Raw genomic sequence first — 26,430 nt, 5'->3', positions numbered from 1 at the left:
GAAGGAGAAGGCAGATGGGAATGATTACACTGGACGAACGGAAAATGGAGGCCGCTGTCTGGGGAGGAGCCGTATTGGGCGGCGGAGGCGGAGGGCCGATTGAGGAAGGCTTGCAGCTGGGCAGACTGGCTCTGGAAGTGGGCGAGCCGAAGCTGATTACGGTAGATGAACTGCAGGATGACGAGTGGGTGGTGACTGTTTCCGCGGTAGGGGCGCCTGCCGCAGCGGAGCAGTACGTCAAGCCGATGCACTATATCCGGGCCCTGCAGCTGCTGCTGGACAAGCTGGGCCGTCCGGTCTCCGGACTGATCACCAACGAAAACGGGGCGAGCACCACGGTAAACGGCTGGTTTCAGTCAGCTGTTACCGGGCTGCCTGTCCTGGACGCGCCGTGCAACGGCAGAGCCCATCCGACGGGGAGCATGGGATCGATGAATTTGACTGAACTGGACGGCTACGTCTCTACGCAGGCGGCAGTTGGCGGACAGGGCAGTCGGTACATCGAGCTGTGCGCGTCCGGTTCGCTGGAAAAAATGGCAGGAATGGTGCGCCGGACGTCCGTGGACGCGGGAGGCATGGTGGCCGTAGCCCGCAATCCGGTGCAGGTAGCCTACGTGAAACAAAACGGCTGTCCAGGGGCGATCCAGCAGGCGATCCGCATCGGGGAGGCGATGCTGTCCCACACTGGAGAGAAGGCTATCGAGGCGGTGACTTCGTTCTTGCAGGGTAGAATCATCGAGGTTGGGACTGTTTCGAACTTTTCCTTGAATACGACGGGCGGCTTTGATGTAGGCCGGGCCGAGATCGGCTCCCTGGAGCTTACCTTCTGGAACGAGTACATGACTCTTGAAGCGAATGGCGAAAGGCTGGCTACGTTCCCTGACCTGATCATGGCCTTTGACGCGGAAAGCGGACGCCCGCTGGAGTCGGCCAAAATGGCAAACGGGCAAAAAGCGGCGGTCATCGCGGTGCCAAAGGAGCAGCTGCTCCTCAGTTCGACGATGCGAAACCGCAAATTGTTTGAACCAGTGCAAGAAGCGATTGGAAAACCGGTCATTCCATACGTGTTTTCCTGAAAGGAGAGGGGAAAGGCATGGCATTGAAACAGACGCTGATCGTCTATGAGACGATGGACAGCCTGCATGCTTCCGGGGAGAAAATAAGGGAATTGTTCTCCCATTTCAGCGATGTTCAGGTTACAGTTGAGACAGTGCAAGGCGACAAAGGAAAAACGGACTTCGTAAAAATCTTGATTCCCGGGACTGAGGGGAAATCCCGGGGAGGCTCGGCGCCGACGCTTGGCATCATCGGGCAATTGGGCGGGATCGGGGCCCGTCCGAGCCGGATCGGCATGGTATCCGATGCGGATGGTGCGGTGGCGGCTGTCGCCAGCGGCTTGAAGCTCGCGGAGATGACGAAAAACGGCGACCGGCTCAAAGGCGATGTGCTGGTGACGACGCACATCTGCCCGGATGCGCCTACCCAGCCGCATGATCCCGTCGATTTCATGGATTCGCCTGTCGATGATCCGACGATGAACCGCTACCAGGTATGTCCAGAGATGGATGCGATTCTGTCGATCGACACGTCCAAAGGAAACAGGCTGATCAACATCAAAGGCTTTGCGATCTCCCCGACGGTAAAGGAAGGGTACATTTTGCGTATCAGCGAGGATCTGCTGCGCATCATGGAAATGACGTCGGGACAGCTGCCGGCCACCTTCCCGATCACGCTTCAGGACATAACGCCGTATGGAAACGGCGTGTTCCATTTCAACAGCATCATGCAGCCAGCCGTAGCGACAAAGGCTCCCGTCGTCGGAGTCGCCATCACCGCGCAATCGGCCGTTCCCGGCTGCGGCACGGGAGCCAGCCACGAAGTAGATATCGCAGCTACAGCCCGGTTCGCCATCGAGGTAGCCAAAGAGTTTACGGCGGGCACTTGCAGCTTCTACGATCAGGCGGAGCACGACCGCCTCGTCAGCTTGTACGGCTCGCTGGCGGTATTCCAGACGATGGGCAGCCAAGAGACTCCAGGAGAATCGTCATGACGATGAAAAAGCTGGGACTCGTAACGATCGGACAAGCCCCGAGGATGGATGTCGGTCCCATTTTTCAAAAATACGTGGGAAACCGGGCGGATATCATGCAGGCAGGTGTTCTCGACGGCATGACCAAAGCGGAGGCGGAAGCGGCTTTCTCACCGGAAAAGGGAGACTACGTCTTGACCAGCAAGCTCGTGACAGGAGAGTCTGTCGTGATGTCACGGGAAAAGATCGCCCCCGTGCTCCAGCGCAAGCTAAATGAGCTGGAGGAGGCAGGGTGCAATCCGATTGTCGTATTGTGCACCGGAACATTCGAAGGGCTTGCCGCGAAAAACGCCTTGTTGATCGAGCCTGACGTCATCCTGCGCTCGACGTTGTCGGTAATGTTGAGAAACAAGAGGCTCGGTGTGATTGTTCCCCTTCTGGAACAGCAGGAGACGCTTGCAGAAGAGTGGGGAGCGCTTGTGGATGCCGTCTACGCGGCGGCGTCTCCCTATGCGGAGGGTGATGCGGAGCTGATTCGGGCCGCAAAAAAGCTGGCTGATCAAAACGTAGACGTGATCCTGATGGACTGCATGGGGTACGTGGAAGCGTCCAAGGCGGTCGTGGAAGCGCACACCAATCTGCCAGTCATCCTGTCGAACGCCTTGCTTGCCAAAATCGTATCGGAACTGTACTAGGAGGGTATTCGAGAAATGGACCCGAAATTGGTGGAAGTCAGCAAAAATTTACTGATGACGAGTCTGGCGCTGAAGCAGGAGGAGACTCTTCTGATCGTCGCTGACCTGGAGAAGAAGGAACTCGCGGAGGCGATTCAGAAGGCGGGCCTCCAGCTCGGGGCAGAAGCGATCCTGATGGTGATGAAGGAGCGGAAAAAGGACGGGGAAGAGCCGCCGAAGCCGGTCGCGGAGGCGATGCGGGGAGCGGACGTCGTCGTTTGTGTGACGGAGTATTCCCTCACCCATACAGAGGCGAGGAAACATGCAGCCGCCAGCGGTGCGCGCATCGCGACCATGCCGGGGATTACGCCCGACATGTTTCTGGAAGGGGCGATCACTGCGGACTACGGTCAGGTGCAGGGGCTGACGGAGCAGATGACGCGCGTGCTGACAGCGGGCAGCGTCGTGCGGATCGAAAAGGACGGACACTCGCTGAGCTTTTCCATCGCGGGCAGAGACGGGATTTCCAGTACAGGCGTGTACCGCAATCCCGGAGAATCCGGCAATCTGCCTTCCGGCGAATCGTATATCGCGCCTGTCGAGGGAACAGCATCGGGCCAGATCGTCGTAGACGGCTCGATCGCCGGGATCGGAAAGGTGAGCGGCCCTCTGCTCGTAACCGTTGACCAGGGCCGGATTGTCGATCTGCAAGGCCCTGATGCCGATCAGCTTCTGGACATGCTGGGAGCGGGAGACGGCCGGCTGCTCGGGGAGTTCGGCATCGGCACCAATGACATGGCGCGCATCACCGGAAACGTGCTGGAGGATGAAAAGGTTTACGGTACGATTCACGTGGCCTTCGGCAGCAACCGGACGTTTGGCGGCACGATTTCAGCGGGTGTGCATATCGATCTGGTCGTCCATCAGCCGGACGTGTTCATCGACGAAACGAAAATCCTTTCCAAAGGGAGGGCAACCATCCAGCCATGATCGGAATCATCCGGGTAATCACGACTGCCGATGCGGACATTCTAAGCGAGCACGGCAAGCTGATCGAGCGCAGGTACGGCGTCAAAACCGTGTCCGCGTGCATTCCCGATCAGCCGTACGGTATCTACGATGAAGCGACGGAGCGCCAGGCCGTGCCGAAAATCGTCGTGCTCGGCCAAAGGCTGGCCATGTCAGGGTGCCGGGCTTTGGTGATCAGCTGCGCGGATGATCCGGGGATCGATGCGCTGCGCCAGCAGGTGCCGGTCCCTGTGATCGGAGCTGGCAGCGCGACGGCGCTCCTCGCCAAAGGATACGGCGAGCCTGTCGGTCTGCTCGATATCGCCGCAGAACCGCCCAGAGTCATGAAACAGATTTTGGGTGAACAGCTCGTCTGGCATGCCTCCCCGCCAGGCGTGACCAATTCCGCAGAGGTCATGACGCCATACGGTCGAAAAGCGGCGTTGAAGTCTGCTCGGGAGATGGTGGAAAACGGGGCGAAGACGATTGCGTTTGCGTGTACCGGGTATTCAACCATTGGCCTGGCAAAGGTCATACGCGAGGAGCTTGGCGTAACCGTCATCGATCCTGTGGAGGCAGAGGGGCTGCTCGCCCGGTATGCCATAAAAAACTGACTTGCAGTCATTTGCCGGGTGGCAGCGCGCGGGTGGTTTGACGAAGGAGAGGCGGGGACAAGAAGCGCTTAGCGCGAGCGGCTATGTGCCCGGCAGAAATCTTCCATGACCGGAATTCTCCCGGGAGCGAATGGAAATATCAGGACTCTTATACTATAATCGACATTGTATAAGGGAAGTGAGGCTGTGAGACCGGTATGAGCTTGAAAACATTGGATAATGCGTTGGAAATATTGAAATTCTTTACCGATGAAACTCCTGCCTGGGGTGTCCGCGAGCTGGCGAAAGAACTGGATGTGAGCCACTCGATTATTCATCGGGTTCTGGCCACCTATGAAAAACACGGTTTTTTGGCGCAAAATCAAGTGACAAAAAAGTACGTGCTGGGCATCAAATTTTGGGAGTATGGACAGCTTGTCCAGAAACGCCTGAAGCTTGTTGACGCCATCCGGCCGATCATGCATCGGCTGTGCGAAGATACCGGAGAGTCGGTCATTTTGACGATTCTGGAGGGAATCGAAGCGGTTGACATCGAGATCGTGGAGAGCCCGCAAAAAGTAAAATACGAGCTGACGGTAGGCAATCGCGCGCCCTTGTACGTCGGGGCTTCCAGCAAGGTGCTGATGGCCTATCTCCCGGAAGAAAAGAGAGCGGCAGTGATCGAACAGGGCTTGTCTCCCTATACAGCCAATACGATCGTCGACCCGGAGAAGCTGATCGAGGATTTGGACAACATCAAGCAGCAGGGATGGTGTTACTCCAGAGGAGAGTATTTCGAAGACACATTTGGCATCAGCATCCCGTTGTTCAACAAGAATCGGGAAATCGTCGCCTCCCTGTCCATCGCAGGCCCCAGCTACAGAATGCCCGAGGTAAAGGTGCAGGATGCGCTCCATCTGCTCGAAAAACGAGGAAAAGAAATTCAGGATTGCCTGAGTCAAATAGAGGTTCATCCATTGTTTCAATAAGGAGAGTGCCTTTCATTGTCAAAAGAAAGGGACGAGTGCTGTCTATCCACTTTTCCGGCGGATAGAAGGCACTCGTCCTTTTGCGTTTCCCGCTGATTATTCCTGTACCGCAGGAGTAATTTGCTTGTTTCGGGTGCGGCGGTTCCAGGACACCGACAGAAACAGGCTGAACAGCAGCATGAAGGCGCCGAACAGGTAGGGAAGATTGATATGCGCGTCGAACAGGATGCCAGCCAGAGAAGGACCGACGATATTCCCCAGGCTCATGTAGGCGTTGTTCATCCCGGCGACGAAGCCCTGCTCCTTCCCGGCCATTTTGGAGAGCAGCGTATTGATCGCGGGACGGAGGATCGATGTAAAGGTAAAGAAGATGAGGCACACCAGCATGACGTACCAGAAATGACCGGACAGCAGCATCAGCACCATGGTCACAGCGGAGACAAAAAAGCTGATGTTGATCAGCCGTTTTTCCCCGAAGCGGCGAAGCAGCTTGTCGATCAAAAGCGATTGAATGACGACGCCGACCAAAGCCCCGACTGTGATCAAAATCGAGATATCCTTAGGAGTGTACCCGTATTTTTGATCGACGAACAGCCCGAAAATCGCCTCGAAGTTGGCCAGGCCAAACGTCAGTGTAAAGACCAGCACGAGAAGCACCAGATAAGGCGCTTTAAAGGAATAGGCAAACTGCTTGAAAATATTTTCCCGCTTTTTCTCTGCGCTGCGGGCTGCCAGCTGGTCCTCCGGCGACAAGGTTTCCCGCAAAAACACGAAGGAAGCCAAGGTCGCGAAACAGGCGACAGCGGCGGACACGTAAAACGGCACACGCAGGCCGTATTCGGCCAAAAACCCGCCAATCCCCGGCCCGATCACAAAGCCGAGCGACATGGATGCGCCCAAGAGCCCCATCCCTTTTCCCCGGGCTTCCACGCTCGTAATATCGGCGACGTAGGCCATCATGGAAGGGATCATGAACGCAGCGCCCATTCCCCCGATCAGCCGCGACAAGTACAACAGCCACATCTGATCAGCGAGGGCGAAAATTAGCTGGGACAGAGAAAACGCCGCCAGCCCGATGACGATCATCCGCTTCCGTCCGTACTTGTCGGAAAACTCCCCGGCGATCGGCGAACAGATGAACTGCGTCAAGCCAAAAGCGGCGACAAGATAGCCCAGGGCCGTACCGCTCGCGCCGAATTCCAGCATGAATTTTGGCAACACCGGAATGATTAGGCCAATTCCCAGCATCGCGATAAACATGTTGACCATCAAAATGACGAGTGGCGCTTTTTGAATGCTCTGTTCTTTCACTAGATGGTTCTCTCCTCTCTCTGTGGTTTAAACCGTATTTCTTTCAAAAAACGCCACGCGACAGGAACCGGCATCCTTCCTGCCCGTAGAAAATAAGACCCATTATATAAAATCTGGGCATGGAAAGGCAACTGGATCAAACTGTAAAATGTGCAAAATTTGCAGTTTGCTGTTTTTGAACCAAAAATGCTCCTCTCCTGGAAGCATTGTAGCAGGTATACCGTTAAAGATTGGTGAAGATAGCGCAAAGATTTTGCGAGGACAGCCAGGGGAACTGGAAATGGCAATGGGCAGCCGCAGGAAGCTTTTGCTACAATGAAGGGAGAAAGAGTATTCGCCATAGTCAGACAACTTCTTTAAGGAACAGCAGACGATCACGAAAGGAGATTTCTCATGATCAAGAAACGATTGCGGGAGCTGAAGCTTGAATTGCCCGAAGCGGTCCCTCCTTTGTACAGCTATGTGCCCGTCACCGTGCATCAGGGCGTAGCCTACGTCAGCGGTCAGGTGCCGCGGGTGAACGGGGAGCTTCCCTATACAGGAAAGGTTGGAGCCGAGGTCACGATTGAGCAAGCCCGCGAGCTGGCTAAAGTTTGTGTGTTGAAAGGCTTAAGCTGCCTGGAAGCGGAGATTGGCAGTCTGGACAAGGTGGAGCAGGTATTGAAGGTGACCGGGTTTGTTCAGTCCGCTCCCGGCTTTTCGCAGCAGCCGAAAGTATTGGATGCCGCCTCGGAGCTTTTGCAAGCCGTTTTTGGCGAAAAAGGACGGCATGCCCGCTCTGCGGTCGGAGTCGCCGAACTGCCGGGCAACACTCCGGTGGAGATCGAATTCGTGTTTGCCGTCAACGTACAGCAATAAGGAGAGGTGCAAATGATTCGACTGGAGCATGTAAAGGAAGCGCGGCAACGAATTGCCGATGTCGTCCACGTCACACCGCTCTTGACCTCCGAGCAGCTCTCTCTGCGCTGCGGCTGCGATATCTATTTGAAGGCAGAGCATCTGCAAAAGACAGGCTCGTTCAAAATTCGCGGTGCAACCAACAAGGTGAAGGAGGCCGTAGAGAGGGGAGCTGGTTATGTGACGGCTGCATCCTCGGGCAATCACGGACAGGCGGTCGCGTATATCGCCCAAAAGCTGGGGATTCCAGCGACGATCGTGGTGCCTGAGGATGCAGCCCAGTGCAAGGTCGACGCGATCCGCTCCTATGGGGGAGCGGTAGAAGAATGCGGGTTCACCTCGGCAGAAAGGCTCCCGCGGGCAAAGGAGCTCGCGGCAAGCCAAAATGGGATCTACATCCCCCCGTACGACGATCCTTGCATCATGGCCGGGCAGGGAACGATCGGGCTGGAAATTTTAGAACAGCTCGGCGACGCGGATGCGATCGTTGTACCCATCGGTGGAGGCGGACTGATTTCCGGCATTTTGACTGCCGTGAAGGAAACCCGTCCAAAAGTCCGGGTGATCGGGGTGGAGCCGGCGATGGCCAACGACACATGGCTTTCGCTGAAGCAGCAAAGCATCGTGTCCATTCCAGGCTCGAAAACGATTGCGGACGGACTCAGGACGACGCAGCCGGGCGACCTTACCTTTCCCGTCTTGATGAAGTACCTCGATGATCTGGTGCTTGTCAGCGAGGAGGAAATCCGGCAGGCGCTGCGATTTGTGCTGGAGCGCATGAAGCAGATGATCGAGCCGTCCAGCGCCACGACCGTGGCAGCGGCGATGTTTGGCAAGCCGCCGTTTTCCGGAAAAAAAGTCGTAGCAGTCATTTCAGGGGGCAATGTCGACGTCGGCGAGCTTCATCTATTATTGAAAGATTGAGAGAAGAAACGGGAGGACCGAGATTTCATGCAGCATCCGCCTCTTTTCCAAATAATAGAGGCGGATTTTTCTTTTTTTGGTATCATGGCTTCACTGGAGGGATTTTTATATTCACACAGGCGTATCTTGTATCGCGGAATCAATCCGGAGCGGAACGAGTGCCAGAGGCATCCCCGCTGGATCTGGAGCGGGACCAGGACCAGGACCTTCGCGATACCGTCGATCAGTTGTACAACCGCTTTCAGCAGACTGCTGCAGCCACCCATAAACGCATTGCGGACGCGATTCGCAGCAACCCGCACGTGTTTGTTGTTTTTGAAGAATAGTCTCTACGCCCGCTTCGATGATGTTCGGAGCGGGTTTTCTGATGTGCGCATTTTTGTAAGGAAATCTTAAGATTTCCTACTTAAAATTACCAGCATTTTTTCAGTAGAATACATAGGTCAATATCACTTGCGGGATGAGGGAGAAACCATGAATGCTACGATTGTAATCGTGGATGCCAATCGGGAAGACGCTGATTCTGTCGAGCTTTTCCTGAAAAATGAGAATTACGGCATCCATAAATGCGAAACCGCCGAGGAGGCCCTCCGCCGTATCGATTCCGTCAAGCCTGACCTTGCCATCATAGACGTCATGCTGCCGGAGATCGACGGGTTCTCGCTCCTTCGGCAGATTCGGCAAACATACTATTTTCCGATTATCATGCTGTCCGAAAGAGACCAGGAAATCGATAAAATCACAGGCTTGGCGTTGGGGGCGGATGACTATGTCACAAAGCCGTTTCGGCCGCTGGAGCTAGTTGCCCGGGTCAAGGCACAGCTTCGGCGATCTACGACCTACAGCCAGGAACCGCAGCAGGAGGGAGACAGGATCGCTTTTGCGGGCCTTCAGCTGAACAAGGCCTCTCATGAATGCGTCTTGAACGGAACTTTGCTGACGCTTACGCCCACTGAGTTTTCCATACTCTGGATTTTGTGCGAGAACAGAGGACAAGTCGTCAGCTCCGAAAGATTGTTTCAGGAGGTCTGGGGAGAAAAATACTACAGCCATAATACCAACACCGTCATGGTTCATATCAGAAATTTGCGTGAAAAGATGGATGACCCGGCTGAAAATCCAGCCTACATCAAAACCGTCCGGGGCGTCGGATACAAAATCGAGCGATAGATTGTCGGCATGAAGCCGCATTTCATTTCTACGCGGGAAATGAAATGCGGCTGTTTCGAAAAACGATCCGTTCATTTTGACGCCAGCAGACGGCGTTGCTTTTCAGCGTTTGCCTTGGGAATCTGCATGATTCCCGAAGCGGCCAAAACGCCACGCCGCGGCAGAGGATGGAGAAAAGGATTCCTACATCTTAGAGGTAGCTCCAAGTCAAGCGAAGAAATGCCGCCGTATGATTGCGCGCCACAGGTCAGCTCCATGAAAGGCGCGTGATGATTCAAAAAGTCACAAAACCCTGCTCTTTGTTTCGGTGAAACCATGGCAGGGTTTTGCGCTTTTTCCCGGCTGGCATTGTTCCTGAAACGTCATGATTCCGTAAGAGTTTCGTAAGGATTCCCTCAGGCAAAGTTAAAGGACGGCCTGTCGTACTCCGGTACAATACAATTGCCTGCTTCCCGCAAGCCGGGTACAGGCATGGTTGAGGAGGGAGCGGGAATCGATGGAAAAGAAAAAAATTGCCATCCTATTTGGCGGATGTTCCACAGAGTACGAGGTTTCTCTGCAATCCGCCTATGCAGTGATAAAACACGTGAATCAATCGTTGTATGAAACGGTTTTGATCGGCATCACGAGGCAGGGAGAATGGCTTCGGTATACGGGAAGTCTTGAAAAGATTCCGGATGACACATGGAGCGATGACCCTGGCTGCGTGCACGCCATGATTTCGCCGAGCAGGCATGTTCGCGGCGTGATCGAGTTTCACCAGGACGGAATTGCAACGACGAAGATCGATGCCGCTTTTCCCGTTCTGCACGGAAAAAACGGCGAGGACGGCACGATCCAGGGCTTGCTCGAGCTGGCCGGAATTCCCGTCGTCGGATGCGGCACGCTCAGCTCGGCGCTGTGCATGGATAAAGACATGGCTCACAAACTCGCCCAGCAGGCGGGAATAAAGGTGCCCCGTTCCATCGTCGCAAACGGCAAAAACAGCGAGGGGGAAATGCGGCAGCTCGCACGGGAGCTTTCTTATCCGCTGTTTGTCAAGCCAGCAAGGGCAGGATCATCGTTTGGCATCACCAGGGTCCAGCATGAGGACGATCTATTCAAAGCGGTAGTGAACGCGCTGGAGCACGATCAAAGAGTCGTCATCGAAGAAGGCGTCGACGGGTTCGAAGTAGGCTGCGCCGTTATGGGCAATGATGAACTGATCATCGGTGAAGTGGACGAAATCGAACTGTCGCAAGGCTTCTTTGACTACACCGAAAAATATACGCTCAAGACTTCCAAAATCCACATGCCAGCCAGAGTTGAAAAACAGACAGCCGAACGGATAAAGCGTACGGCGGCTGTGATCTACAAGGCTTTGGGCTGCCGCGGCTTTGCCAGAGTCGACATGTTTGTAACGCCGGGCGGAGAGCTTGTTTTTAATGAAGTGAACACCATCCCGGGCTTTACGGCCCATAGCCGTTATCCGAATATGCTCAGGGGCATCGGGATGTCGTTTGAGGAAATTGTAGACGAGCTGATAAGGATGGCGATCGAAGAATGAACACATTGAAATTGGAAAAAGCACACCTCCATCAAGGCAGCTTGATCCTGATAAACAGGAAGCATCCGGTTTCCGAGGAGCCTGCGGGAGACATGCTCACTCCAGTTGATCACAGGTATCCGGACATTTTGCTGGAGCGAAAGGCAGCGGTGATGTACAGAGGGCTGATCCACTCACTCCATGGCGGAGAGCGGATCATTCCAGTCAGCGGTTACCGGACAAGAAGGGAGCAGGAAACGATCTACACGGAATCGATCCGGGAAAACGGCGAAGACTTTACGGCAAAGTACGTGGCCTATCCAAACCACAGCGAGCACCAGACAGGGCTGGCGATTGATGTAGGCGAGTATAAAGAAGAAATAGACTTCATCAGACCGGACTTTCCCTATACCGGAATCTGTCAGAAGTTTCGCCGCAAAGCAGCGGGGTACGGGTTTGTTGAACGCTACCCCCAGGGAAAAGAGGCCATTACAGGCATCGCCCACGAGCCTTGGCACTTCCGGTACGTCGGATATCCCCATTCGGAGCTGATTCAGAAGAATCAGTTGACCCTGGAAGAGTATACGGAGTTTTTGAAAAGCTTCCCTTATGGAGGTGAGCACCTGTTGTTTGAAGCAGGCGGACAAACAGCAGAAATCTTCTACGTACATGCTCTGTCTTCCCCGACAGTGTCGATTGAAATTCCGAGCGGCACCCGCTACGATGTTTCGGGAAATAACGTGGATGGATTCGTGGCAACGCTTTGGAGGAAAAACGGATGAAACAGGGCGCGGGCTATGCGGGCATTGATACCTTTCGAATCATGGCGGCCTTTCTGGTCGTCGCCATCCATACGTACCCACTCGCCTCCGTCAGCGAGACGGGCGATTTTATCGTGACGAGAATTCTGGGGCGGGTAGCCGTCCCGTTTTTCTTTATGGCGACGGGATTTTTTCTGCTGCCGCGATACATGGATGGCAGGAATGGGGACAGAGGGAGCCTTTCCAAGTTTTTTGTGAAGTCATGCAAGCTGTACGGCATTGCGATCCTGCTTTTCCTCCCGGTAAACATTTATGCCGGGTCCTTTGACACCACGCCGCTGCTGCCCAACCTGCTGAAGGATATTTTGTTCGACGGCACGTTTTATCACTTGTGGTACTTGCCGGCGACGATCCTGGGAGCAGGACTCGTTTATCTTCTGCTGCGAAGCTGCAAGACAAGCGTGGCGGTCTTGATTGCGGGACTGCTTTACTTGATCGGGCTTGGCGGGGACAGCTATTATGGCTTAACGTCGCAGGTGCCGCTTTTCGCCCAGTTTTACGACGCGCTCTTCAGCTTTTCGGATTACACGCGGAACGGCTTGTTTTTTGCGCCGGTTTTTCTTGTGCTCGGCGCGCTGATAGCTAGGCAGTCAAACAGCTTCAGCTTGAGAGAATGCATGGGGGGACTGGCTGTGTCGATTGTGCTTTTGCTGGCAGAAGGCTTGCTCCTGCATCATTATTCGCTCCAGCGCCATGACAGCATGTACGTGATGCTGCTCCCCTGCATGTTTTTCCTGTTTCGATCGCTGCTTTTATGGAGAGGAGAAAGCAGCCAAAGCTTGCGGACAATCTCGATGATCATCTACATCATTCACCCGCTGGCGATTATCCTCGTGCGAGGATTCGCCAAGATGGTGAAAATGCAGCAGCTTTTGATTGAAAATAGCGTGGCCCACTACGTGGCGGTAGCCTCTCTGTCCTTTGCGGGCGCAGCATTGCTGACCAAGCTGTCACAGCGGAAAAGAGAAAGGAAGATCGTATGAAAGGCAGGGCGTGGGCGGAGATCAACCTGAACCATCTTCGCCACAATACAAAAGTACTGAAGGAACAGCTGCCGCCGAACTGCGAAGTGATGGCGGTCGTGAAAGCAAATGCGTACGGGCATGGAGATGCGGTCATCGCTAAAGAACTCAATCGATCGGGAATTTCCGCATTTGCCGTGGCGACCATCGGGGAGGGGGTTCACCTGCGAAGACAGGGAGTAGCGGGAGAAATCCTTATCCTCGGCTATACTTCTCCAGAGGAGTTTGCTGATCTGGTCCGGTACGATTTGACGCAAACGGTCGTCAATTGCGAATACGGCAAGCTTTTGGATCAGTATGGCCGAAAAATAAAGGTCCATCTCAAAATTGACACGGGGATGCATCGACTCGGGGAGGACTTTCAAAACCTGCGCGGGATTGCCAGCATGTTTGCATGCAAAAACCTGATCGTCGCTGGAATCTTTACCCACCTTGGCATGGCCGATGATTCCAGCGCCGCGGGAACGAATTTCTCCCGTTTTCAAATAGACAATTTTTACAGCGTATTGGCCCAGCTAAAAGACTGGGGATACGACCTTCCCAAGGCACACATCCAAAGCAGCTACGGGGTGCTGAATTTCCCCGAACTGCAGTGCGACTATGCCCGAATCGGCATTGCCTTGTACGGCTTGCTGAGCGCAGCGAAGGATCAAACCAGACTGTCTGTGGATTTGCGCCCGGTCCTCACTTTAAAGGCGAGAGTAGCGCTTGCAAAAGAGATCGGGGCAGGCGAGACCGTCGGGTATGGCTGCCGTTTTACCGCTCCTCGCGACATGACGATAGCGGTCGTTTCCATCGGATATGCGGACGGCTTTCCCAGGAGCTTGTCGTGCGGCGGCGCTTATGTGCTTGTGAAAGGCAAAAAAGCCCCCGTCATCGGCCGAATTTGCATGGACCAGCTGATGATTGATTGCAGCGGGATACCAGTAGTCCAGCCAAATGACATCGTTACCCTTATCGGCAAGGACGGGGCAGAACGGATAACAGCGGAGCAAGTTGCGGAACAGGCAGGAACGATCACCAATGAATTGTGCAGCAGATTGGGAAATCGGCTTGAACGCGTTTATGTATCGGATTGACGGAACACGAGGCCGACAGGAAAGACCCCGCCTGTCACATTTGTTGCGGAGGCCGGGCTGTTGATTTTTGTTCATAATTGACGGTCGGCTTTCGCAACAAGCTTCTCAAGAGTAAGATTTTGAAAAAAATTTGAACAAAAAGTGAACAACAAGTGAAAAATGTGTTACAATGTGAGTAACAAATATTTCGAAAACACAAAGACAGGGGTCATGTGTTATGAATAACGGATTGAAAGCTGCAAACACACTCAAATGGTTCGCATTGATCACTTGCTTTATCGGCGCGCTTTTATTTGTTGCGAATGTAAGCGATTTCAGAGCAGAGAACTTCGGACTGATGGCGGCGATCGGATTTTTGATCGCAGCGTCGAACATTTTCCTGCTCAGCGTTGTTTTCCGCCTGCTGCATCTGGAACCGAAAAATTGAACCAGTCTTATTAAGGAAAGAATCCGATCTGCCAATTTCATATCGAGCGGAAAAAGCGGATGCGTGCCACAACGGCAGCATCCGCTTTTTTAGTTTTACTGAAATCATGACCATTTCTGGCAGATAAAATCCAATGGAGGAGATCCATAACAATAATATGATCAACTCGTGAACCCTTCTTGAACACTTTGTAACAAAATAAAGACAGAATGTTGAACGGTGTTCAAAACCCACTGCGGAAAATCGCTCTGTCTGTTAGTATGTGAAGGCGAAGAAAAGTTTAATTCATGTGAACAAATTGGGGACGATCGTTTCCTTTTCTGTGGCGAACGAGGAAGGGGTAGAAGAAATGAACAGAGCGAAGACGTTTCGTCAGATGGGCTTCTGGATTATGGCGATCATCGCCAGCGTCCTGTTGTCGGGATGCGGGAGCGATTACGTTGTCCTGAATCCGAAAGGGCCTGTCGCAGAGACGCAGTACAATCTCATTATGATTTCCGTGATATTGTGCGCGATCATCATCATTCCGGTTCTTGCGCTTACTGCTTTTATCGTCTATCGATATCGGGATACAAAGGACAATAAAGCACCATACAAGCCGGATTGGGCACACAGTACAACCCTTGAGGTTATTTGGTGGGGCATTCCGGTGATCATCATTGCGATTCTGGGATACTTCACGGTGCGGGATACTTATGTGTTGAAAGAATCGCCGAACCAGGCGGTGAAACCGATCACCATTCAGGTTACGTCTCTGAACTGGAAATGGATGTTTACTTACCCTGAGCAAAACATCGCAACGGTTAACTACTTGGAGATTCCTGCGGGTGTCCCTGTTCAATTCCAATTGTCGGCGGATGGTCCTATGAACTCCTTCTGGGTACCGGAGCTTGGCGGCCAAATTTACGCGATGTCCGGCATGGCGACTGAATTGTACCTGCAAGCGGACAAACCGGGCGAGTTCTACGGCAGAGGAGCCAACTTTACGGGCGAAGGGTTCGCTCATATGGAATTCAAAGTCGTGGCCAAACCGCAGGAAGAATTCGACCAATGGGTGCAGCAAGTGAAGCACACCACGCCTGTCATGAAGAGGGAAGATTACGAAGTGCTGAGAAAGCCTGGCTTGACTGATAAAAAGACGTATTCTGCATTCCCTGAGGGTTTGTTTGAAGAAATCGTCATGAAGCACAGCCATGGACATGACATGGACTATGTCATGAAGAAACCGGCGCCTGCAACCGAACAGGAAGGCAGCAAGACAGATGAGGCTTCTTCGACAGAAACCCATCATCACAGCCACTAGTTGAGAGGGAGGAGGAATACCAAGTGTGGGAAAACATAAAGGATTTTGCATCCACGTTCTTTGTTACAGGTGATCCGCTGATTTACGGCGCAGATGTTTCCATCGCCCTTACCGTGGTCGCGATCGTCTTTGTCCTGACCAAGTATAAAAAATGGGGTTGGCTGTGGCGCGAATGGCTGACCACCGTCGACCATAAACGGATCGGGATCATGTACCTGATCGCATCGTTGCTGATGCTGTTCCGGGGCGGGGTTGACGCCCTTCTGATGCGTCTGCAGCTGGCATTCCCCAATGTGGAGTTTTTGCACTCGGATCACTACAACGCCATCTTTACGACACACGGTACGATCATGATTTTGTTCATGGCGATGCCGATGATGTTCGGTTTGTTCAACATGGTCGTTCCGCTGCAGCTCGGCGCGCGGGACGTTGCCTATCCGTTCCTGAACGCAGTCAGCTTCTGGCTGTTCATGCTCGGTGCGATGCTGTTCAACCTGTCGTTTGTCATCGGGGGTTCCCCGGATGCCGGCTGGCTGTCGTACCCGCCGCTGTCGGAAAATGATTTTAGTCCGGGACCTGGTCAGAACTTCTGGATATGGGGGATTCAGATCTCCGGTATCGGTAGTTTGGCCACGGGGATCAACTTTATCGTGACCATTTTGAAAATGCGCGCTCCAGGCATGAAATTGATGAAGATGCCATTGTTTAGCTGGTCTGTACTGTCAAGCTGCATCATGATCATCTTTGCTTTCCCGATCTTGACGGTTACGCTGGCTTTGCTTTTCCTGGACCGCTTTGCCGGTGCCCACTTCTTCACCATGGACGGCGGCGGCAACCCGATGATGTACCTCAACCTGATCTGGATGTGGGGACACCCGGAAGTGTATATCGTGGTAGTGCCGGCCTTTGGTATTTTCTCTGAGGTCGTGGCTACATTCTCGAAGAAAACGGTCTTTGGCTACAAATCCATGGTCGCGGCTCTGATGACGATTGCGATTGCTTCCTTCTTCACCTGGGCTCACCACTTCTTCACGATGGGAACCAGCGCTAGCGTCATCGCGTTCTTTGCGATATCGACGATGGTCATCGCGATTCCGACCGGGGTGAAAGTGTTCAACTGGCTGTTCACCATGTTCCGCGGCCGGATTTCGTTCAAGCAGCCGATGCTTTGGACGATTGCGTTTATCCCTTGCTTCCTCGTAGGGGGAGCCACTGGCGTCATGCTGGCTGTCGCTCCAGCGGACTACCAGTACCACAACAGCTACTTTTTGATCGCTCACTTCCACCAAGTATTGATCGGTGGGGTCGTGTTCGGTTACCTGGCAGGCATCTACTACTGGTGGCCAAAACTGTTCGGCTTCAAGCTGGATGAGAAGCTCGGACAATGGGGCTTCTGGTTCTGGAACATCGGATTCTACGTTTGCTTCATGCCGCAATACGCACTTGGTTTCATGGGTATGACCCGTCGCTATTACACGTATGGATGGGACCGCGGTTGGGCGGACCTCAACCTGATTTCGACCGTCGGCGCGTTCCTGATGGGGATCGGCTTCATCTTCCAGGTATGGCAGATCGTCTACAGCATCAAGCGCGGCGAACGCGACACCACGGGCGATCCGTGGAACGGACGCACGCTGGAATGGTCCATTCCGTCTCCGGCGCCGTTTTACAACTTTGCCGTCGTGCCAGAGGTGAAAGAAGCGGACGACTGGTGGCATACAAAACAAGCGATGGCAAACGGCACCCATAAAAAAGAGCCTGTGCATCTGGAACCGATCCATATGCCGAAAAACTCGGGCATTCCGTTTATCATGTCTTGCTTCTGGTTCTTGGTCGGATTTGGCTTTACGTTCGGCTGGGTATGGATTGCCGTGATTGGATTTATTGGCGTGGCCCTGTCGATGTGGGCGCGTTCCTTCCAATATGATACGGATTATTACGTACCGGTGGATGAAGTGCGCAGCACGGAGGCTTCACTGGGGAGGGTTGTATAATGCAACAAGTGGCAAAACATCACGACCATAGTCACGGGCACGACCACGATCATGGTCATGAAGATCATGAGCAGCTCAAAGTGCTTGGTTTCTGGATCTTCGTTGTAACCGACTGTATTTTGTTTGGTACGCTGTTTGCCACCTATGCGGTGCTGATGCACAACTACGCTGGTGGCCCGACACCCAAGGAATTGTTTCAAATGCCGGGTGTCATCGCGGAGACCTTTATCCTGTTGACCAGCAGCTTCACCAGCGGTTTGGCTGTACTGGCGATGAACAAAGGAAACGTGAAAAAGCTGATCGGCTGGCTGATTGTTACGGCACTGCTTGGCTTGGCCTTTATCGGGCTGGAGGTTACCGAATTTGTGCACATGGTGCATGAGGGTGCGACCATTTCCACCAGTGCGTTCCTCTCCGCGTTCTATACGCTGGTCGGTACGCACGGTCTGCACGTGTCGGTAGGCTTGTTCTGGATGGTGGCGATCATGATCCAGCTCGCCCGCCGCGGGATTACTCCCGTTACCCGCCGAAAAGTGACCAACCTGAGCTTGTATTGGCACTTCCTGGACGTCGTGTGGATCTTCCTCTTCACGGTCGTCTATCTGTTGGGGGTGATGTAGGATGCATCATGAAAACCATGGAGACAATCACAATCATGGATCGCTCAAATCGTATGTGATCGGCTTTATTCTGTCGATTGTGCTGACCATTATCCCGCTTGTGCTGGTCATGAACCACATGCTCGAAAAGACGGCACTCGTGATCACGATCATGGTGATGGCCATCTTGCAATTTATTGTCCAGCTGTTCTTCTTCATGCATATCAGAGAGGGAGAAAAGCCGCGGTACAATGTGCAGACCTTGATCTTGGGGCTGGTGATCGTGTTTACGATCGTCGCTGGCTCTATCTGGATCATGACTTTTAACAAGTACTAAGGTACGAAAGCGAAGACAAAGCGCTTCCCGATATGGGGGGCGCTTTTTTGCGTGGGAAAAGTAGCCGTAGTGGAGAGAAGCATATTTCCAGACTGCGCTCCGGTCTTCGTCCTGCGAGGAAGCGTGGACTGTCCGCTCCACGCCGATTCGCGGGGGAGCGTAAAAGCAGCAGCCGCTCCGAAGCGTATTCAGGGTTACGCTCCTTTTTCCCGCGAACCGGTGTGGAGCTGGGCTGGACTACGCTAGTCGCTCCGTCTGGAAATATGCTTCTCTTTCGTAGCCGTTTTTTGCAAGAAATCTCGGGAAGATAAGAGATTAAAGCCTGGGACTTTTTTTCGGATAGTAACTCAAAACAGCGAATATCAATCTACGTAATCTAGCTAATCATTGAACAAGGTGGCTTTTGGATAAAGCCTCATCTGCTTGGCGATGACGCCAGCACGCCGTGGAGCAGCAGCTCGGACATTTCTTCTGTCAGCTGCTCCGGCTGTTTCTCTCCGGTCACGATCCACCGTTCCGCCAACTGGTCAATCATGCCGATGATACAGTAGGCGGCCACTTCGGGGACGAGCTCTTTGCGAATATGGCCGGCTTGCTGATTGCTCAGGATGTGGGCACTCAATAGCGCGATTACTTTTTCCTTCATTTCTTTTGCGTCCGGGGATTCAAACCAGGCGATCCGGGTCAGTTCGGGCTGGGATTGCAGGAAAGCGAAGACGGCTCGCAGATTTTCTTTGATTTGGGCGGCTGCCTCTCCCGGAGCAAGCGAGGTCACTTTTCCGGCGGCTTGGGCGAGCGTTCCCAGCTTCCTGCGAAAGCTGTCCACCAGCTCTGCGAAGATGGCTTCTTTGCTCGGAAAATAGAGATAAAAAGCGGCCTGGGTCAATCCGGCGGCTTTGACGATGTCGCTGACTCTGGTATGCGGATAGCCTTTGCGGGCAAACTGGGCGGTCGCGGCTGCAAGCAGCCGCTGTCTGCTGGCCTCGCCTTTTGCGGTTCTGCTTCGTTCTTGTGCATCCATGCTTGTTCCCTCCAAAAATGAAACAACGAGAAATGTAACTGATCAGTTATTTTTAACACTACTATGGAGCTGGCGTCAAGAACGGGGAGAGCCGCCGAAGGAAATGTAAACAAACAGCGAGAAAAACAGTAAAAAATGGTTTCTATTTTTCTTACTTAATATATAATTAAGTTGATTAAGAGAAGTCCAGAAAGGGTGTGTTTACGTTATGTACGATATCGCCATTATTGGAGCAGGTCCGGCCGGGGCCAGCGCAGCGTTGTTTGCGGCCAAGGCGGGAAAGAGCACTTTGCTTCTCGACAATGACAAAAGCATGACCAAACGGGCTTGGATTGAGAATCATTACGGGGTGGAAGGTATTACCGGACCGGATATGGTGGAGTTGGGAAAGAAGCAGGCGGCGCACTTCGGTGCTGAGCTGGTCGCTGCTCAAGTAACCGATATATCCAAATCAGGCGATGGCTTTGCGATTACCGCGGGAGAAAACGCGACGTATGAAGCCAAGCATGTCATCCTGGCTACCGGCGTTCTGGTCGAGCTTGCGGAAAAAGCCGGGGTGGCGACAAAGCCCGGCACCGAGCCGCGGATCAAAACAGTCGTCGATGCCGATGCGGCAGGGAAGACCAATGTGCCTGGATTTTGGGCTGCCGGTACTTGCGCAGGGGCCAGCGTCCATACGATTATTACAGCCGGGGACGGAGCCAAGGTAGCGATCAATGTAATCAGCGAGCTGAACGGCGAGAGGTACGTCGATCACGACATATTGCAGACAAATTAATCATCCATTTATTGCTTCACCCGGTACCTTTTTCTTGTATAATAGTTCTGAAGTCATTTTTGATTTGGGTAGATCAAATCGCCACAAAGATCAGGTTACTTATGGAGCTGAATACAATGAAAAAAGTCCTGGGGATTACATTGATGGTAGCATTGTTGGGTCTCAATGCGTACATTTGGCCAGCGCTGATCAAGTCAGTATCGGCGGGGACAAAGGCAGCAGAGCCAAACATCGGACCCGGTCCGCGGGTGCAGGCGACAGCAGCAGGAACTGATTTTTCCAACCAAGACCCGAAAAAGGCGCAGGTCGCTTTTCAGCCATTCGCGAATAAAGAGAATAGCGCTTCTTCCACTCCAGCGCAAGCTGCGGGGGCGGGCGAACAGAAGCAGACGGCCCAATCGGCGGCTGCCAAGTCTCCGGCCAAAAAGGCCTCTCAGACGGCGACCGCCAGAAAAAAGGCGCAGCCGAAGAAACAGGCAGCAAAGAAATCGCCGGCACCAAAGGAACAGACGCAGCAGTCGCCGGCATCCTCTCCTGACTACAATACTCCGTTTTATACGGACGAAGGTATTTATGTAGTCGATTACGGCAGCTACCAAAGCAACTGGGTCGAGCTCTCCGACGGCTCCATCATGCGCAAAAGCGATGGGGTGCGAACCTTTAATATGCCGTTCTCGAAAAATATATACACCGGAGAGATTACGCCGATGGTGGAACCGATGTCGGAAGCCGCATACAAGATGTATCAGAGCCAGCAGGCGGGCTTTCAACCGCCTGTGACCACGCATTACAGCAATCCCCGCTGATAAGGCCGATGGAGAGAGCGGGTGAACCGCTGACCGCGTTTTGACCAGCGATCTTCCTTTTACAGCGCCATGTCATGTGCGCTGTTTTTCTTTCATAACAACAGGTCAACCTGGATTACAATCTATTCGTAGGCAAGCATGCAAATAGGAGGAGTGCGGCGTGATTGCGAAAGAAAGCAAAACGGGATTTGTGGTAGCCGGGCTCCTGCTCGGTCTGCTGATGGCATCGATGGACAATACGATCGTGGCTACAGCCATGGGGACGATCGTGTCCCAGATGGGGGGAATGGACAAATTCGTCTGGGTCACCTCTGCCTATATGGTAGCCACGATGGCGGGGATGCCGATCTTCGGTAAGCTGTCCGACATGTACGGGCGCAAGCGGTTTTACATTTTTGGCCTCGCCGTCTTTCTGCTTGGCTCCATCCTGTGCGGGACAGCGAACAGCATTATCGAGCTGAGCGTGTACCGGGCGATTCAGGGGATTGGCGGAGGCGCGCTGATGCCAATTGCCTTCACCATCATTTTTGATATTTTCCCTCCGGAAAAACGGGGGAAGATGACGGGTCTATTCGGAGCCGTTTTTGGCACATCCAGCGTTTTTGGACCGCTCCTTGGCGCGTACATAACCGATTACTTCGGCTGGCACTGGGTCTTTTATATCAATGTGCCGATCGGGCTCTTGTCCCTGCTTTTTATCAGCTTGCACTACAAGGAGTCGCTTTCCCACAACAAGCAAAGCATTGACTGGTGGGGAGCGATCACCCTGGTCGGAGCGGTTGTCAGTCTGATGTTTGCTCTGGAGCTTGGCGGCAGCCAGTTCGCATGGAACTCCGTCCAGATTATCGGATTGTTCGCCGTGTTTGCGATTCTGTTTGCCGTCTTTATGACCGTTGAGCGAAAGGTGGCCGAGCCGATTATTTCGTTTGCCATGTTCAGAAAGCGGCTGTTTGCCGCAAGCAACGGCGTGGCGCTTTTTTACGGTTCGGCTTTTATCATTGCGACCGTTTACATTCCGATCTTTATACAAGGCGTGTTTGGCGGAAGCGCGACCAACTCCGGCCTGCTGCTCACGCCGATGATGCTTGGCTCGGTTGCCGGCAGCCAGACAGGAGGGATGCTGACGACCAAGATCAGCTTCCGCAGCATTATGCTGATCTCTGCCGCATTTTTCGTTCCGGGGCTCCTTTTGCTCGGGACGCTCTCGCCGGAAACCTCCCGAGCTATGGTAACGATTTACATGATTCTCACCGGTTTTGGCGTCGGGTTTTCCTTTTCCGTTCTGGGGATGGCGGCGATTCACAATTTTGACATGCGGCAGCGCGGGTCTGCCTCGTCGACCAACTCCTTTTTCCGTTCGCTCGGCATGACGCTGGGGGTCACGATCTTCGGCATCCTTCAGCGCAATCTGTTTGAAAGCGGTCTGCATGCCGCTTTTGCGGGAAATAGCAGTGCGATTCCGAGCGGTGCCCTCGCCGATCCACGGGCCATACTCTCGCCGGAGACAAGGGCCCAGATTCCGGCTCCCGTTTTGGAAAAAATAACGGAGACGCTGGCAAGCTCCATCGCACACACCTTTCTCTGGGCGCTAGTCCCCGCCATTTTGGCCGTTCTGTTTATCCTGCTGATGGGTAGGGAGCGGGTACTCGCTCCAGCGGCACAGGCGAACAAGCCCAAGCCTGCCGGAGATCGACCATAGACGGCGGGCAGGACATCCGAAAGCTTGGCAAGCGGCAAACATCGAACTCATCGCGCTTGTGCCCGCATTTTACCCTGTGAAGGGAGCGCAATAAACGACAGCAAAAAGCTCCGAGGCTTCTTGGCATGCCTCGGAGCTTTTTTCGATCAGAAGTGGCTCTGCTCCATCTCGAACCATTCTAGGTAGCCCGCGCCCAAATCGCCAGAGATACGGAGTTTCCGGGGTTGATGAACCGGTGAGGCGACGAGCTGTTAAAGCCGATGCTGTCGCCTTCGTACAGATGGTACTCGCGGTCGGCGAGCAGCACCTTCAGCTCCCCCTTGAGAATGAAGCCGCACTCTTCGCCGGAATGGGAAATCTGCTCCTGCTCCAGCGTCTCCCCGGGCTCGATTTCGATCAGCAAAAATTCGATTTTGCCGGCTTGAATCGGCGTGAGAACATGGTATTTGACGTGAGTGTTCTTCAGCTGGATGATTTTGTGCTGATCTCGCCGGATGACAGGTTCTTCGTCGTCCTTTGCCTTAAAAAAATGGTTGATCGGCACATCGAGAGCAGAGCAGATTTTCCAAAACGTTCCTACGGTGGGATCGACCAGTCCGCGCTCGATTTGGGAAAGCAGGCTCATGCTGAGACCGGTCCGGTCAGCGAGATTTTGCAGGGTCAGTTGCTTTTGCTTGCGGATTTCTCGAAGTTCCGCTCCGTTGAACATGGTATCGACCTTCTTTTTATGAGAAGCTAGTCTGGTTTATTAGGTGGCAGAAGAGAAGCTCTCCTTATGCAGGCTGGGCAGCGACGACAGCAAGGTCTTCGTGTAGGCTTCCTGCGGGCGTTCAAAAATTTCCGCCACAGTTCCGGTCTCCACGATTTTTCCCTTTTGCATCACAGCCATCCGGTCGCACATGTAGCGAATGACCGCCATGTTGTGCGAGATGAAGAGATAGGTCAGGCCCCGTTCGCGTTTTAACTCCTTCAACAAATTGAGGACATGCGCCTGGACAGAGACGTCCAACGCAGAGGTCGGTTCATCCAAAATGACGAACGTCGGATCCGTGATCAACGCCCGTGCGATCGCGATCCGCTGGCGCTGGCCGCCGCTGAATTCGTGGGGATAGCGGGGCAGATGCTCTTGCTTGAGCCCTACCCGGGCGATCAGGGCGTGCAGCCGTTCCATCCTTCCCTTTTGCCTCCGCTCTTCGGCTGGCAGGGCCCACAGCGGCTCCAGGATGATGTCCTGAACCGTCATTCGCGGATCGAGAGAGGACTGCGGGTCCTGAAAGACGATCTGCATTTCGCCGGGCTTCCTTCTGTTGAATTTTTTTCCGGTCCAAAGCGGACTTCCCTCGTAAAGGATGGACCCTGAAGTCGGATGTTCCAATCCAGTTACCATTTTTCCCAGCGTGCTTTTGCCGGAACCGGATTCGCCGATCAGGCCAAACGTTTCGCCGGGATAGATCGAGAAAGCGGCGTCAGCGACAGCGTGAAACAGCTGGCTTCCCTTCCCGTATTGCTTGCAGACGCCGGACAGTTGCAGCAGTGCTTCCATATGTAAATCACCTCACCCAGCAAGCGACTTGATGTGTACCCGTCGATGCCTCAAGCGAGCCCGGTACCGGCTCCAAAACAGGATGGTCCTCGCGGCAGAGCGGCAATGCGCGTGCGCAGCGCGGCGCGAAAACGCAGCCGGGCGGCAGGTTCCGCAAATCGGGAGACTCCCCCGTGATCGCGTGCAGCGGCTGATCAGGAGAAGCGAGGTCTGGCAAGGCGCCGATCAGGGCCTGTGTATACGGATGGACCGGGCGGGCGAGCACCTCGTCGGTCGTTCCCGTTTCGACCACTTCGCCCGCGTACATGACGACGACGCGCTGGCATACCTCCGCAACCACGCCGAGATCGTGGGTGATCAGCATGATCGAGGTGCCGCGTTTGGCGGCCAACTCCTTCATCAGCTTCAGGATTTCGTGCTGGATCGTCACGTCCAGAGCGGTGGTAGGCTCATCGGCGATCAACAGGTCGGGAGGGGCCGACATCGCCAGCGCGATCACGACCCGCTGGCGCATCCCTCCGCTCAGCTCAAACGGGTATTTGCGGGCAACCAGCTCAGGCTCGTTGATCTGTACCTCCGCCAGACTGAGGACGGCTTGCCGGTACGCTTCCTTGTACGCGATCTCGCGGTGACGGTGAATCACCTCGGCCAGCTGGTCGCCGATCCGCATCGTCGGATGGAGGGCCGTCATCGGCTCCTGGAAGATCATGCCGATTTGTTTGCCGCGGAGCGATTGCTGCTCCTTTTTTCCGAGCTGAAGGACGTTTCTTCCTTTATAAAGAATTTCCCCGCTCTTGATGGTCGCGTTTTTATCCAACAGACCGAGTATGGTCAGCGCCGTAACGGACTTGCCCGAGCCGGATTCGCCCACGATGCCGACGATCTCCCCTTGATCGATGGAAAAAGAGACGTGATTCAGCGCTTTGACAGTCTGCTGCATGGAGGAAAATTCGACAGACAAGTCGTTGATAGTAAGCAGCATAGGTTATCTCTCCCTATCGGTTAGCTTTCGGATCGAGGATGTCCCGGATGCCGTCACCGATCAGATTAAACCCGCACGAAGCGAGGAACAGGGCAAGTCCCGGGAAGGTGGGGTACCACCAATAGTCAAGCAGGTATTTCCAGCCGATGCTGATCATCGCGCCCCATTCCGGCGTGGGGGGCTGAGCGCCCAGGCCGAGGAAGCCGAGTGTCGCGACGAGCAGGATGGCATCCCCGATATCCAGTGTGACCTGAATGATCACGGGCGAGACGGCGTTGGGAATGATATGGCGCAAGATGATTCGCCAAGGCTTGATGCCGAAAGTCGCTGCCGCCTTGACGTACAGCTTTTCCCGCAGCGCGAGCGTTTCCGCCCGGGCCAGCCGGACGTAGACCGGAATCTTGATGATGGCGATGGCCAGCATGGCGTTTTGCAGGTTGGGACCGAGTACAGCGGCTACCGCCATCGCCAGGACAAGCGAAGGGAACGCGAGGACGATATCCATCATCCGCATGATGATCTGGTCGACCCGGCCTCCGAAGTAACCGGAGACCGCACCGATGATCGTGCCCACAAGTCCGGCGGAGAGAACGACCGCTACGCCGACTCCGAGCGACAGGCGGGCGCCGTACAGGATGCGGGTGAAGATATCCCGGCCTACCTCGTCTGTCCCGAACCAATGGTCAGCAGACGGAGGCGAGAAACGCTCCACAATATTGATCCGGGTCGGATCATGCGGGGAAATGAGCGGCGCGCACACGGCCAAGAGCAGCAGCATCGCGAGCAGAAACAAGCCAAGCAAGGTCAGCGGGCTCCGCCGCAACCGGAACCAAAAGAGGGTTGACTTGCGGGGCGGCAGGGCAGCATTCGCTTTTGCCGAAAGACTGGACATGGTGGCC

27 protein-coding genes and 1 pseudogene are annotated in these 26,430 nt (G+C 54.2%); 22 read left to right on the top strand and 6 right to left on the bottom strand.

Annotation, left to right across the window (positions count from 1 at the left end):
• The first annotated feature begins 14 nt into the window (after positions 1-14).
• The 6 genes from Q3F21_RS09735 (at position 15) to Q3F21_RS09710 (ending at position 5,293) form a co-directional block, all read left to right on the top strand.
• The gene (locus tag Q3F21_RS09735) at positions 15-1,076 is read left to right on the top strand and encodes a DUF917 domain-containing protein (protein ID WP_340251845.1); all 1,062 of its coding nucleotides are present in this window, start codon (positions 15-17) and stop codon (positions 1,074-1,076) included.
• A 17-nt stretch (positions 1,077-1,093) separates the two neighbouring features.
• Positions 1,094-2,050, top strand: coding sequence for a DUF1177 domain-containing protein (locus tag Q3F21_RS09730; RefSeq protein ID WP_340251842.1), 957 nt, complete (start codon positions 1,094-1,096; stop codon positions 2,048-2,050).
• Complete coding sequence (locus Q3F21_RS09725; protein ID WP_340251839.1) at positions 2,047-2,724, top strand: AroM family protein; 678 nt, start codon at positions 2,047-2,049, stop codon at positions 2,722-2,724. The genes Q3F21_RS09730 and Q3F21_RS09725 overlap by 4 nt, the downstream gene beginning before the upstream one ends.
• Before the next feature lie 15 nt (positions 2,725-2,739).
• Entirely contained in the window at positions 2,740-3,693 is a 954-nt protein-coding gene (locus Q3F21_RS09720) for an aminopeptidase (RefSeq protein ID WP_340251836.1), read from the top strand.
• On the top strand, positions 3,690-4,325 hold the full coding sequence (locus tag Q3F21_RS09715; protein WP_340251833.1) for an aspartate/glutamate racemase family protein: 636 nt from the start codon (positions 3,690-3,692) through the stop codon (positions 4,323-4,325). The genes Q3F21_RS09720 and Q3F21_RS09715 overlap by 4 nt, the downstream gene beginning before the upstream one ends.
• A 197-nt stretch (positions 4,326-4,522) precedes the next feature.
• Positions 4,523-5,293: an IclR family transcriptional regulator gene (locus Q3F21_RS09710; RefSeq protein ID WP_340251831.1), complete on the top strand. Its 771-nt coding sequence runs from the start codon at positions 4,523-4,525 to the stop codon at positions 5,291-5,293.
• A gap of 96 nt (positions 5,294-5,389) precedes the next feature.
• Here Q3F21_RS09710 and Q3F21_RS09705 read toward each other — a convergent pair whose 3' ends face one another.
• Positions 5,390-6,604, bottom strand: coding sequence for an MFS transporter (locus tag Q3F21_RS09705; RefSeq protein WP_340251828.1), 1,215 nt, complete (start codon positions 6,602-6,604; stop codon positions 5,390-5,392).
• Between the two features lie 393 nt (positions 6,605-6,997).
• Between Q3F21_RS09705 and Q3F21_RS09700 the strand changes: the two genes are divergently transcribed.
• The 13 genes and pseudogenes from Q3F21_RS09700 (at position 6,998) to Q3F21_RS09640 (ending at position 18,948) form a co-directional block, all read left to right on the top strand.
• Positions 6,998-7,462, top strand: coding sequence for a RidA family protein (locus tag Q3F21_RS09700; protein ID WP_340251826.1), 465 nt, complete (start codon positions 6,998-7,000; stop codon positions 7,460-7,462).
• 12 nt (positions 7,463-7,474) lie between these two features.
• Positions 7,475-8,425 (top strand): threonine ammonia-lyase, encoded by a 951-nt coding sequence (locus Q3F21_RS09695; RefSeq protein ID WP_340251824.1) that lies wholly within the window; start codon positions 7,475-7,477, stop codon positions 8,423-8,425.
• A 158-nt stretch (positions 8,426-8,583) separates the two neighbouring features.
• Positions 8,584-8,751, top strand: a complete 168-nt coding sequence (locus tag Q3F21_RS09690) for a hypothetical protein (RefSeq protein ID WP_340251821.1) — start codon at positions 8,584-8,586, stop codon at positions 8,749-8,751.
• Positions 8,752-8,899: 148 nt separating this feature from the next.
• The gene (locus Q3F21_RS09685; RefSeq protein ID WP_340251819.1) at positions 8,900-9,595 is read left to right on the top strand and encodes a response regulator transcription factor; all 696 of its coding nucleotides are present in this window, start codon (positions 8,900-8,902) and stop codon (positions 9,593-9,595) included.
• Positions 9,596-10,091: 496 nt separating this feature from the next.
• Complete coding sequence (vanG, locus tag Q3F21_RS09680) at positions 10,092-11,141, top strand: D-alanine--D-serine ligase VanG (protein WP_340251817.1); 1,050 nt, start codon at positions 10,092-10,094, stop codon at positions 11,139-11,141.
• Positions 11,138-11,902, top strand: a complete 765-nt coding sequence (locus tag Q3F21_RS09675; RefSeq protein WP_340251815.1) for a M15 family metallopeptidase — start codon at positions 11,138-11,140, stop codon at positions 11,900-11,902. The genes vanG and Q3F21_RS09675 overlap by 4 nt, the downstream gene beginning before the upstream one ends.
• A pseudogene (gene vanT / locus Q3F21_RS09670) lies at positions 11,899-14,042 on the top strand (serine racemase VanT catalytic subunit). Before Q3F21_RS09675 ends, vanT begins: the two are co-directional and overlap by 4 nt.
• Positions 14,043-14,259: 217 nt before the next feature.
• The gene (locus Q3F21_RS09665) at positions 14,260-14,469 is read left to right on the top strand and encodes a hypothetical protein (protein WP_340251813.1); all 210 of its coding nucleotides are present in this window, start codon (positions 14,260-14,262) and stop codon (positions 14,467-14,469) included.
• 349 nt (positions 14,470-14,818) lie between these two features.
• Positions 14,819-15,772 carry a cytochrome aa3 quinol oxidase subunit II gene (gene qoxA / locus Q3F21_RS09660; protein WP_425341236.1) on the top strand — a complete coding sequence of 318 codons (954 nt, stop codon included), beginning with the start codon at positions 14,819-14,821 and terminating at the stop codon, positions 15,770-15,772.
• A gap of 23 nt (positions 15,773-15,795) precedes the next feature.
• Complete coding sequence (locus Q3F21_RS09655; RefSeq protein ID WP_340251808.1) at positions 15,796-17,766, top strand: cbb3-type cytochrome c oxidase subunit I; 1,971 nt, start codon at positions 15,796-15,798, stop codon at positions 17,764-17,766.
• The gene (cyoC, locus tag Q3F21_RS09650) at positions 17,766-18,386 is read left to right on the top strand and encodes a cytochrome o ubiquinol oxidase subunit III (protein ID WP_340251806.1); all 621 of its coding nucleotides are present in this window, start codon (positions 17,766-17,768) and stop codon (positions 18,384-18,386) included. The genes Q3F21_RS09655 and cyoC overlap by 1 nt, the downstream gene beginning before the upstream one ends.
• A gap of 1 nt (position 18,387) precedes the next feature.
• On the top strand, positions 18,388-18,702 hold the full coding sequence (gene cyoD / locus Q3F21_RS09645; RefSeq protein ID WP_340251804.1) for a cytochrome o ubiquinol oxidase subunit IV: 315 nt from the start codon (positions 18,388-18,390) through the stop codon (positions 18,700-18,702).
• Positions 18,703-18,753: 51 nt separating this feature from the next.
• Positions 18,754-18,948 (top strand): hypothetical protein, encoded by a 195-nt coding sequence (locus Q3F21_RS09640; RefSeq protein ID WP_340251802.1) that lies wholly within the window; start codon positions 18,754-18,756, stop codon positions 18,946-18,948.
• A 169-nt stretch (positions 18,949-19,117) separates the two neighbouring features.
• Here the strand turns inward: Q3F21_RS09640 and Q3F21_RS09635 are convergent, their stop codons facing one another.
• A complete protein-coding gene (locus Q3F21_RS09635; protein ID WP_340251800.1) occupies positions 19,118-19,723 on the bottom strand; it encodes a TetR/AcrR family transcriptional regulator in 606 nt (201 codons plus the stop codon).
• A 208-nt stretch (positions 19,724-19,931) separates the two neighbouring features.
• On the opposite strand from Q3F21_RS09635, the gene Q3F21_RS09630 reads away from it, so the two are divergent.
• The 3 genes from Q3F21_RS09630 to Q3F21_RS09620 all read left to right on the top strand — a co-directional run bounded on the left by Q3F21_RS09630 (position 19,932) and on the right by Q3F21_RS09620 (position 23,006).
• Positions 19,932-20,501 carry an FAD-dependent oxidoreductase gene (locus Q3F21_RS09630; RefSeq protein WP_340251798.1) on the top strand — a complete coding sequence of 190 codons (570 nt, stop codon included), beginning with the start codon at positions 19,932-19,934 and terminating at the stop codon, positions 20,499-20,501.
• Positions 20,502-20,617: 116 nt separating this feature from the next.
• Positions 20,618-21,307 (top strand): hypothetical protein, encoded by a 690-nt coding sequence (locus Q3F21_RS09625; RefSeq protein ID WP_340251796.1) that lies wholly within the window; start codon positions 20,618-20,620, stop codon positions 21,305-21,307.
• A 160-nt stretch (positions 21,308-21,467) separates the two neighbouring features.
• Complete coding sequence (locus Q3F21_RS09620; RefSeq protein WP_340251794.1) at positions 21,468-23,006, top strand: DHA2 family efflux MFS transporter permease subunit; 1,539 nt, start codon at positions 21,468-21,470, stop codon at positions 23,004-23,006.
• A 178-nt stretch (positions 23,007-23,184) separates the two neighbouring features.
• Here the strand turns inward: Q3F21_RS09620 and Q3F21_RS09615 are convergent, their stop codons facing one another.
• Genes Q3F21_RS09615 through Q3F21_RS09600 form a run of 4 tightly spaced genes read right to left on the bottom strand, consistent with a single transcriptional unit; the run spans position 23,185 to position 26,423 of the window.
• The gene (locus Q3F21_RS09615) at positions 23,185-23,715 is read right to left on the bottom strand and encodes a cupin domain-containing protein (RefSeq protein ID WP_340251792.1); all 531 of its coding nucleotides are present in this window, start codon (positions 23,713-23,715) and stop codon (positions 23,185-23,187) included.
• A gap of 39 nt (positions 23,716-23,754) precedes the next feature.
• Positions 23,755-24,549 (bottom strand): ATP-binding cassette domain-containing protein, encoded by a 795-nt coding sequence (locus Q3F21_RS09610; protein ID WP_340251790.1) that lies wholly within the window; start codon positions 24,547-24,549, stop codon positions 23,755-23,757.
• Positions 24,550-24,556: 7 nt separating this feature from the next.
• A complete protein-coding gene (locus Q3F21_RS09605; protein ID WP_340251788.1) occupies positions 24,557-25,531 on the bottom strand; it encodes an oligopeptide/dipeptide ABC transporter ATP-binding protein in 975 nt (324 codons plus the stop codon).
• A gap of 13 nt (positions 25,532-25,544) precedes the next feature.
• Positions 25,545-26,423, bottom strand: a complete 879-nt coding sequence (locus tag Q3F21_RS09600; protein WP_340251786.1) for an ABC transporter permease subunit — start codon at positions 26,421-26,423, stop codon at positions 25,545-25,547.
• Positions 26,424-26,430: the final 7 nt, after the last annotated feature.

It is taken from the genome of Brevibacillus borstelensis (genome assembly GCF_037834415.1).
Taxonomy (GTDB): domain Bacteria; phylum Bacillota; class Bacilli; order Brevibacillales; family Brevibacillaceae; genus Brevibacillus; species Brevibacillus borstelensis_A.
This window is presented reverse-complemented; position numbering and strand designations above follow the sequence as displayed.